Here is a 9,163-nt window from a genome sequence, read left to right as displayed (position 1 = left end):
GCTAGTTGCTCGCCTTCCGATACCCCGTGGCAAACGAAGGGTCGTAAAGCTTGCTGCGCTCGTACGACTCCGCTTGCGCGCCGTTGTGCGCAAGCGCGCCGTTGTGCGCAAGCCCGCCGCGAGCTCCGAGCACGCGGCCCACCACCACGAGCGCCGTACGGTCGATGCCCTCTCGCGCGCCCGCATCGGCGAGCGTGCCCACTGTGCAGCGCACCACGCGCTCCTCAGGCCAGGTCGCCTTGTACACGAGCGCCGCCGGCTCATCGGAGCTGCGGCCCGCGGCCAAAAGCTCGGCGGAAAGCTCGGCGAGCATACCCGAGCTCAGGAAGATGACCATAGTCGAGCCGCTTTCCGCCATGGTACGCATGCCCTCGCCCGCGGGCATGGGGGTGCGCCCGGAAAGCCGCGTGATCACGACCGACTGGCTGATTCCCGGCAGCGTGTATTCCTGGCGAAGCGCCGCCGCGGCACCGCAAAAGCTCGACACGCCGGGCACCACCTCGTAGTCCACGCCGCGCGCGTCGAGCGCGTCCATCTGCTCCTGGATGGCGCCGTACAGGCACGGGTCGCCCGTGTGCAGGCGCACCACTTCCTCGCCCCGCGCATCTGCCGCGCACATCACGTCGAGCACTTCCTCCAAGGTCATGTGCGCGCTGTCGTAGACGATGCAGGATTCCTTGCACTCAGCGAGCAGCTCGGGATTCACAAGGCTTCCCGCCCAAACGACCACATCGGCCGCGCGCAGAAGGCGCGCCCCGCGCAGCGTGATAAGGTCGGCGGCGCCCGAGCCTGCGCCAACGATATGAATCATCCGAGCCTTCCCTTCCCGTTTCTCATCGCAACCGTTTACGTCGCCATTCGCGCAGCGGGCAAAACACGGCGCCTGCGGCGGCAATCGGCGCAAATACGCAGGCAGGAGGCGCAATGCTGCCCGCCCTGGCTTTGACACGTTCACAAGTGCCCACTATCATAGTAAAAGTTTCGGCAACGAGCATATGACAATCGGATAAAAGGAAATGACCGGCGCGGCGCCCGCACAGCCCGCGCTGGCTTGCGGAGGGAACCAGGTGGGAATCCTGGGCAAGGGACATTACTGTATAGGACGCGCGGGCGAACCGCCTCGCGCCCCAAGCCAGACTGCTTCGCCTTTTCCTCACGGCATCGCCGTGGCGTTAGCTCCTTGTGAACCCCGAGGGGTGCGCTTTTCTTTCGCTTGTGCCGACAAGCAACTGTCGCCGGGGGACCGGCAAACCGAGGAAAGGAAAAACCATGTCCGACCAGATGTCACGCCGCGGCTTCATGGGCGCCGCAGCAACCGGAGCCGTTGCGCTCGCCGGAGTCGCGCTCGCGGGCTGCTCCAACACCTCCGCGAGTTCCGAGAAATCGAGTGAAAAGGAGAAGGCCGTGAAGCCGGTCATCCTCGTCACGAGCTTCGGCACGAGCTACAACGACTCGCGCCACATCACCATCGGCGCCATCGAAGACGCTATCCGCGAGAAGTACTGGCAGGACTACGACATCCGCCGCGCCTTCACCGCGCAGATCATCATCGACAAGCTGAAGAAGCGCGACGGCATCACGATCGACAACATGACCGAGGCGCTCGACCGCTGCGTGGAAGACGGCGTGAAGGAAATCGTCGTGCAGCCGACGCATCTCATGGGTGGCCTGGAATACACCGACGTGAAAGACGAGCTCGACAAGTACGCAGACAAGTTCGACAAAATCTCGCTCGGCGACCCGCTGCTCACCTCCGACGATGACTACAAGAAGGTGGCCGCAGCCATTAAGGAGAACATGGCGTCCTTCGACGACGGCAAGACGGCGCTGTGCCTCATGGGCCACGGCACCGAAGCCGATTCCAACGCCGACTATGCCAAGATGCAGGAAGTGTTCAAGAACGAGGGCTTGACGCAGTTCTTCGTCGGCACCGTCGAGGCTGAACCGACCTGCGAGGATGTTATCGCCGCCGCGAGCGCCGCAGGCTACAAGAAGGCCGTGCTCGCGCCGTTCATGGTGGTCGCGGGCGACCACGCGAACAACGACATGGCAGACGAGACCGACCCCGACAGCTGGGCTGCGAAGTTCGTGGCCGCCGGCTTCGAAGTGACGTGCCTGCTCCAGGGTCTGGGACAGAACGTCGCGGTCGACGACATCTACGTCTCGCACGTGGACGACGCCATCGCCAAGCTGTAAACTCGCCGCGCACGGGGCGCCGGTCGCGTCCCCGTGCAACGGGCATGTGCCTTCCCCGACTGACGGCGCATGCCCGTTGCATTCGCATCCCGCCCGCCCACCGCACGGCGCGGGCGGTCGAAGCGATTGAAAGGAACCACTCCATGTTGAAGAAAACCCTCGCCTTCGCACTGTCGGCGGCGCTTTTCGCGTTCTCGCTCGCCGGCTGCGGCGGAAATTCAATCGACAGCGCAAAGGCAAGCGATGCCGATTCCCAGGAAAAGACCGAACAGGCGGCCGATGCGCCCGAGGGCGCAAGCGCTGCCCCCATCACCGCCGACAAGGTGGCCGACGGCACCTATCCGATCACCGTAGATTCCAGCTCGAACATGTTCAGGATTGTGGACGCACAGCTCATCGTGGAAAACGGCTCCATGCACTGCGTGATGACACTTTCCGGCACGGGCTACGGCAAGCTCTTCATGGGCACGGGCGATGAGGCTGCCGCCGCGAGCGAGGCCGACTTCATCCCCTATGTGGAAAACGCGGAAGGCAAGTACACCTACGACGTGCCCGTTGATGCGCTCGACGAGGACACCGCCTGCGCCGCGTGGAGCATTAAAAGGGAGCGGTGGTACGACCGCACGCTCGTATTCGAATCAGCCGGCGTCGACCTGCGCGCCGACGCGCTGAAGTAACGCCATGCGGTCGATTCTTCCCAAGGGGGAAAACAGGAAGCGCCGCAGCATCGCGGCGCGCGCGATCGCCTGCGTTCTCGTCGCCCTGCTCGCGCTTCCCTTCGCGGGGTGCAGTGCGAGCCCGAACGCGACCGGTGCCACGGCGGGCTCTCAGGAATACACTGTGAGTGTCTCGCTTTCCGGCGGGTCAGGGCGCGCAAGCATCGCCTCACCCACCACAATTGTGAAGGATGGCGACACCTACACCGCGACCATCACCTGGTCGAGTTCGAACTACGACAAGATGACCGTCGACGGCGTGGACTACGCGCCCGTAAACGACGGCGGCAACTCCACGTTCGAGATACCCGTCACGCTCGACGAGGACATCGCCGTGTCGGCCGAGACCGTCGCCATGTCGGTGCCGCATACCATCGACTACACGCTCTACTTCGACTCATCCACCATGAAGGAGAAATCGAGCGATGATGCAAGCGGCGGCTCCCCCGCGGGAACGGCTTCAAGCGCCGCGGCCGACTTCCACAACGCCGATTTGGGCTGCGGCTGGGAGCCGACGGGGGCGCTTCAGCTTGAATACGCCAAGCACTTCACTGTCGACGAGTTCGAAGGCGGCTTGCGGCTTATCTGCGTTTCGAACGGGGAGCGCTTCCTCGTGGTGCCGCAAGATGCGAAGGTACCTGATGGGTTGAGCTCCGACATCGCGGTCATAAGGCGCCCCGCCGACAAGGTGTACCTCGTGTCGTCGGCAACGATGTGCCTGGTCGACGCGCTCGATGCGAACGACAATATCCTCATGTCGGGCACGAAGGCCGACGATTGCTCGGTCGCGGGCTTCAAAAGCGCGCTCGAAAGTGGGGCGATCGCCTACGGCGGCAAGTACAGCGCGCCCGACTACGAGCGAATATCGGCCTCGGGCTGCACGCTCGCCATCGAGAACACCATGATCAACCACACGCCCGATGTGAAGGAAAAGCTGCAGAAGCTCGGGCTCGTCGTGCTCACCGAACAGTCGTCGAGCGAGCCCGAAGCACTCGGGCGCGTCGAGTGGATTAAGCTTTTCGGCGTCCTGTTCGACAAGGAAGACGAGGCCACGCACCTGTTCAACGAGCAGAAGGCCCGCGTCGAGCAAACGTCGGGGCTGGCGTCGTCAGGTAAAACCGTGGCGTATTTCTACATTAACTCGAACGGGGCCGCCGTCACGCGGCGGGCGGGCGACTACGTGGCGCAGATGATCGAGCTTGCAGGCGGCAGCTACGCGCTCGATGACGCGCAGACGGCGTCGACGTCAGGTTCGTCAGTAACGCTCGAAATGGAGCGCTTCTACGCGACGGCGAAGGATGCCGACATCATCGTCTACAACGGCACCATCGACGAATCGGTTGCCACCTTGAACGACTTCGTAGGCAAAAACGCGCTATTGTCGCAGTTCAAAGCCGTGAAGAACGGCAACGTCTGGGTCACAAGCGCCGACATGTACCAGCAGATGACTTCTACCGCCGACATTATCGACGAGCTGCACGGGGCGTTCACCGGCGATGACGCGAGCGACTTTCATTATCTGAGGAAGCTCGGCTAGCACCATGAGAAGCCGACTTTCCATGGCATACGACGAATCGGGGCGCGCCGCGCGGTGTCGCGTCGTGACGGCGCTGCTCGCTGTTGCCCTCATCGTGCTCGTCGGGACCAACCTGTGCATCGGGAGCGTGCTCGTGCCCGCAGACCACATCCCCGGCATCCTTTCGGGCGGCGCGGCTAATTCCATGGAAAGCCAGGTCATCTGGGAGATTCGCCTGCCGCGCGTGCTTTCAGCCGTGCTTCTCGGCGGGGCACTTTCGCTCTCCGGGTTCCTGCTGCAGACGTTTTTCAACAACCCCATCGCCGACCCGTTCATCTTGGGCGTCTCCTCGGGCGCAAAGTTCATCGTCGCGCTTACGATGATCGTACTTCTAGGCGCGAACCAGGCCATGTCCTCGCCGGCCATGGTGGCCGCAGCGTTTCTGGGCTCGCTTATCACCATCGGCTTCGTGCTCCTCATCGCACGGCGCATAAGTTCCATGGCCATGCTCATCGTGGCGGGGGTCATGGTGGGATACATCTGCTCGGCGGCGACGAACTTCCTCATCGCCTTCGCCGACGACCAGTCCATCGTGAACCTGCACAACTGGTCTTTGGGTAGCTTCTCGGGTTCGAGCTGGGACGACGTCGCGGTCATCGCGGTCGTGGTGATCACCGTGAGCGCATGCGTATTCGCGATATCGAAGCCCCTTTCCGCCTTCCAGCTGGGAGAGGCCTACGCGAAAAGCGTCGGCGTGAACGTCGCACGCTTCCGCGTGGTGCTCGTCCTTCTAGCGAGCATGCTCTCCGCCTGCGTGACCGCGTTCGCTGGTCCGGTGTCGTTCGTAGGCATCGCGGTACCGCATCTCGTGAAGTCGGCGCTAAAGTCGTCGAAGCCCATCCGCGTGATTCCTGCGTGCTTCTTGGGAGGCGCCATCTTCTGCGCGGGCTGCGATTTGATCGCGCGCACACTGTTCTCTCCCGTCGAGCTTTCTATCAGCGCTGTCACCGCCATCTTCGGCGCGCCGGTGGTTATCGCGCTCATGTTGAAGAAGCGGGTGAGGTAGATGGGGGAATTCGTGCCGCGGCCCAAAACACTCGGAGGGAATATTCCGTGCTTAGACAGTCCTGAGCTCACGCGAAAGTGCCAGAAGGCACTTTCGGCTCGTGCGGAACTGCGCGCGGAACGCCTCCTCCGAGCGGAGTCGAACCTCGAAACCCCGGTCGAAACGCAGGCTGACGGAGCGCCGCTTTTCCGCATAAGCGACCTGTCGGCGGGCTACGACAAGAAGGTCGTAGTCGAAGGCGTCGATCTGGAGGTTCGCGCGGGCGACGTCGTGGCGCTCATCGGGCCGAACGGCTCCGGCAAGTCGACCATCTTGAAAACTATCACACGCCATCTAGCACCGCTTGCCGGCGCGGTCGAGCTCGACGGGCGGGAGATTTCCCGATGGAAGACGGCGGAGTTCGCAAGGAACCTTGCCGTTATGCTGACAGATCGCCCCCGGACCGAGCTCCTCACCTGCCGCGATATTGTAGAGGCGGGAAGGCATCCCTACACCGGGCGAATGGGCACACTCACGCCCGACGACCATAATCGGGTCGACGAGGCCATGAAAACCGCACATGTGAAAGAGCTCGTCGAGCGAGACTTCATGCAGATAAGCGACGGGCAACGCCAGCGCGTCATGCTCGCACGCGCCATCGCGCAGGATCCGCGTGTGCTCGTGCTCGACGAGCCCACGTCGTATCTCGATATACGCTACCAAATCGACCTGCTGCGAATACTTCGCCACCTTGCGAAATCGCGGAATGTGGCTGTCATCATGTCCATCCACGAACTCGAGCTCGCGCAGAAAAGCGCCGACAAGGTGATTTGCGTGAAGGACGGCCGGGTCTTCCGCGCCGGCGCACCCGAGGACATATTCACGCGCGAGACGATTGGCGAGCTCTACGGCCTTCAACATGGTACCTTCAACGAGCGCTTCGGCAGCGTGGAAATTGGGCGCCCACACGGCGATGCGCACACGTTCGTCATCGCCGGCGCAGGTACGGGGTCGGCTGTGTTTCGCCAGCTCATTCGGCAGGGTAAGGCGTTCTACGCGGGCGTTCTGCACGAAGGGGACATCGACTGCGAGCTCGCGCGCGACCTGGCGACGGAATGCGTGGCCGAGCGCGCCTTCGAGCCGATCGGAGATAAAACCATAGCCCGCGCCAAAGAGCTCCTCGTCCACTGCGCGCTCCTTATCGTGTGCCCCGCCGCCTTCGGCACCATAAACGCCCGCAACGCAGAGCTCGTCGAGTTCGCACGCTCGCATGGTATCGAGGTCATGCGAGCGTGCGAAGGTGCATCGGAGGATTCCCAATTGGAGTGGGAAGGATAAACTGGACTTTCATTTAAGGATCCTCAGGCTACAGCTCCTACGCCGGCGAGGTCTCCAAGGCGCCGGAGAACCTCGTGAACAGGAATTTCCACGCCGACGAGCCCAACTAGGCCTAGTCCAAGCGAGATTCCAGACTCGACAGGCCGTTGAGAGTCAGGTCGTTGGCGACCTCAGAGACGCGCTCGATAGGAACCGAGCCGTCAGACAGCGCCCACGTGCGATAGATACCGATAATACCCGACAGCAAAAACGCCAGATAGTAGTCGAACATCTCGTCCTTGAGACCTTGGGGCAGCAGATCGCGCTCGGCAATCTCGTGCTCGAGCGGTGCACGAAGACGAGCCATAAAATCATCGAGCGGAATGTTCGCGATCAGCTGACGATTGAGCACGAGGTTGTTGCACAGCGCCTCGTTAACGGTTTTAAAGAAGGTCGCCGCCGCGCCAAGGGCGCGCTCGTTAGTGTCGCCGTCCATGGAAGCAAGCGTTTTCTCGACCGAGTCGACAATCATCTCCACCACATCGACGGCAATGGCATCGAGCAGGCCGTCAACCGTGCCAAAGTGCACGTAGAAGGTTTTGCGGTCGACATTGGCCTCGCGTGCGATGGCACTCACCGTAATGTCTGCCAGCGGCTTTTCCATGAGCAGGCGCTCGAAAGCAGAAAGGATGGCATTACGGCTGCGAACAATGCGGCGGTCAAGACGCGGTTTGCTGGTTGCCATGGGCGTGTCCCTTCGATATGCGAGCATTCATCAACAGATGAGAGATAATCTACGTAAGAGGATTATCCCCCATACAGCACAAATATGCCCCGCATCATGAAGAACGCACGACTGTCTTACTGCGACTTAGGGCGCTTCTTCTTATTGAGTGCCGACGGAGATACGCGAATACCATCGCCTGTCTGGCGCACATAGGCTTTATGAGCCGGCTTAGCGGCCCCAGAAGCCTTCTGAGCGTGCTTCTTGGGATCAACGGTAACAGCATTCGTGGGGTGCGGCTTAGTGGGCGCAGAGGGCGTCTGAGACGTGCGGCCGAGTTTGCGCATCACGCGATCCCAGCGCGCATGGATGCTCTCGTTGTGGGCGCTCTTAAGGCCCAACAGGGGCGCAGCCAAAATGGTCGGCGCAATGAACGTAATGAGGCGCCACAGCAGATAGCCGGCGGTCGAAGCCGACCCAAAGAAATGACCCAAGAACAATGCAAAGCCACCCTCAGCGCCACCAGTTCCACCGGGCAAGGGGACCGCAGAGCTCAGAAGCTGGACAAAGGCGCTCGCGGCCATGACCGAGAAAAAGTCGACCTCGTGGTGGCCAAAGGCAAGCATCAGGAAATACGGCACCAGATAGAAAAACGCGAGCTGCAGCATGGTGATAAACACGGTGAGCAGCATGGAAGAAAAATGTCCGGCTGAAAGCTTGAACTTCTCGGAGAAGGAGTAGATCTCGCCGTCGACAAACGTGCGCCATCCCTCGATCTTAGTGGCCGAGACACCAATGCGCTCAAGCCAATTGATGATGCAATGGGCAACGCGCGTGACGGTCTTAGGCATGAGCGCGACGGCGAAGATGCCCAGCAAGATGCAGCAGTGTCCACCAAAGCTAAAGACGCACAGCAACGTCATATCGCCATAGCGATCGGCAAAAAACGGCATGCGAGCAAGCAATAGGATAGCGCCCCAGGCAACGAGGCCAAACTGGTACACGATAAAGCGCGTGAACTGCGTGGCGCCAGCCTCGCCAACATTTTGGCCCGCCTTGGTCAGGCGGTAGATCTGGGCGGGAGTCGAGCCCATCATCATAGGTGTGAGGTTGCCAAAGAAGATGCCACTCGCCTCGACCGAGATCAGGTCGCGAATGCCGACGGGTGAATTGGGGTCGAGCCAGACAGCGATCGCATAGGCCACAATGCCAAAGAACAGATACATGAACATGCAAAGACACGCGACAAAGAGCCATGACGCCTGCACGCTCGACATAGCGGCCCAGAACTGCCCCATCTGCCCGGTTACCACCAGATAGACGATATAACCCACCAGCACGACGCCGATAAAGATGGCGCCGCGGCGTGCGCTCTTATTGTCATCGCCGCCCGAGGCCTCAACCTCGACCTGGGGCTTAGACGTATGCTGAGAGGACTCCGTCATGAGACTCCTTCTAACAGACAAAATATCTTGGATATTGTACCCGCAAGGACCATAAGCAGAACGCAAAGCTCTGGTTCAAACGGGAATAGCAGACGGTTGTTTGAAAATAAAAAACCCGGCCTTCCATGGGAAGTCCGGGTATCAGATGCGTGGTAGCCCGTACCAGATTCGAACTGGTGATCTCCGCCTTGAGAGGGCGGCGTC

At 61.3% G+C, this 9,163-nt stretch carries 8 protein-coding genes; 5 read left to right on the top strand and 3 right to left on the bottom strand.

Features of this window, described 5'->3' with window-relative positions; genetic code table 11:
* Position 1 precedes the first annotated feature (1 nt).
* A complete protein-coding gene (gene cobM, locus I2D41_RS06745) occupies positions 2 to 811 on the bottom strand; it encodes a precorrin-4 C(11)-methyltransferase (RefSeq protein WP_195363985.1) in 810 nt (269 codons plus the stop codon).
* 458 nt (positions 812 to 1,269) lie between these two features.
* Here cobM and I2D41_RS06740 point away from each other — a divergent pair, with 458 nt between their 5' ends.
* The 5 genes from I2D41_RS06740 (at position 1,270) to I2D41_RS06720 (ending at position 6,811) form a co-directional block, all read left to right on the top strand.
* Complete coding sequence (locus I2D41_RS06740; protein WP_022094564.1) at positions 1,270 to 2,196, top strand: sirohydrochlorin cobaltochelatase; 927 nt, start codon at positions 1,270 to 1,272, stop codon at positions 2,194 to 2,196.
* Positions 2,197 to 2,339: 143 nt separating this feature from the next.
* A complete protein-coding gene (locus I2D41_RS06735; protein ID WP_195363984.1) occupies positions 2,340 to 2,873 on the top strand; it encodes a hypothetical protein in 534 nt (177 codons plus the stop codon).
* 4 nt (positions 2,874 to 2,877) lie between these two features.
* The gene (locus I2D41_RS06730) at positions 2,878 to 4,449 is read left to right on the top strand and encodes an ABC transporter substrate-binding protein (RefSeq protein WP_195363983.1); all 1,572 of its coding nucleotides are present in this window, start codon (positions 2,878 to 2,880) and stop codon (positions 4,447 to 4,449) included.
* A gap of 22 nt (positions 4,450 to 4,471) precedes the next feature.
* On the top strand, positions 4,472 to 5,494 hold the full coding sequence (locus I2D41_RS06725; RefSeq protein ID WP_195363982.1) for a FecCD family ABC transporter permease: 1,023 nt from the start codon (positions 4,472 to 4,474) through the stop codon (positions 5,492 to 5,494).
* On the top strand, positions 5,495 to 6,811 hold the full coding sequence (locus I2D41_RS06720; protein WP_195363981.1) for an ABC transporter ATP-binding protein: 1,317 nt from the start codon (positions 5,495 to 5,497) through the stop codon (positions 6,809 to 6,811).
* A gap of 112 nt (positions 6,812 to 6,923) precedes the next feature.
* On the opposite strand, the gene I2D41_RS06715 is transcribed toward I2D41_RS06720, so the two are convergent.
* On the bottom strand, positions 6,924 to 7,535 hold the full coding sequence (locus tag I2D41_RS06715; protein WP_195363980.1) for a TetR/AcrR family transcriptional regulator: 612 nt from the start codon (positions 7,533 to 7,535) through the stop codon (positions 6,924 to 6,926).
* A 116-nt stretch (positions 7,536 to 7,651) separates the two neighbouring features.
* Positions 7,652 to 8,959 carry a lysylphosphatidylglycerol synthase transmembrane domain-containing protein gene (locus I2D41_RS06710; RefSeq protein ID WP_195363979.1) on the bottom strand — a complete coding sequence of 436 codons (1,308 nt, stop codon included), beginning with the start codon at positions 8,957 to 8,959 and terminating at the stop codon, positions 7,652 to 7,654.
* Positions 8,960 to 9,163 lie beyond the last annotated feature (204 nt).

This window comes from Collinsella aerofaciens (assembly GCF_015552075.1).
GTDB lineage: Bacteria > Actinomycetota > Coriobacteriia > Coriobacteriales > Coriobacteriaceae > Collinsella > Collinsella aerofaciens_Y.
The sequence above is the reverse complement of the archived record's forward strand: the minus strand, read 5'-3'. Positions and strand labels throughout refer to the sequence as shown.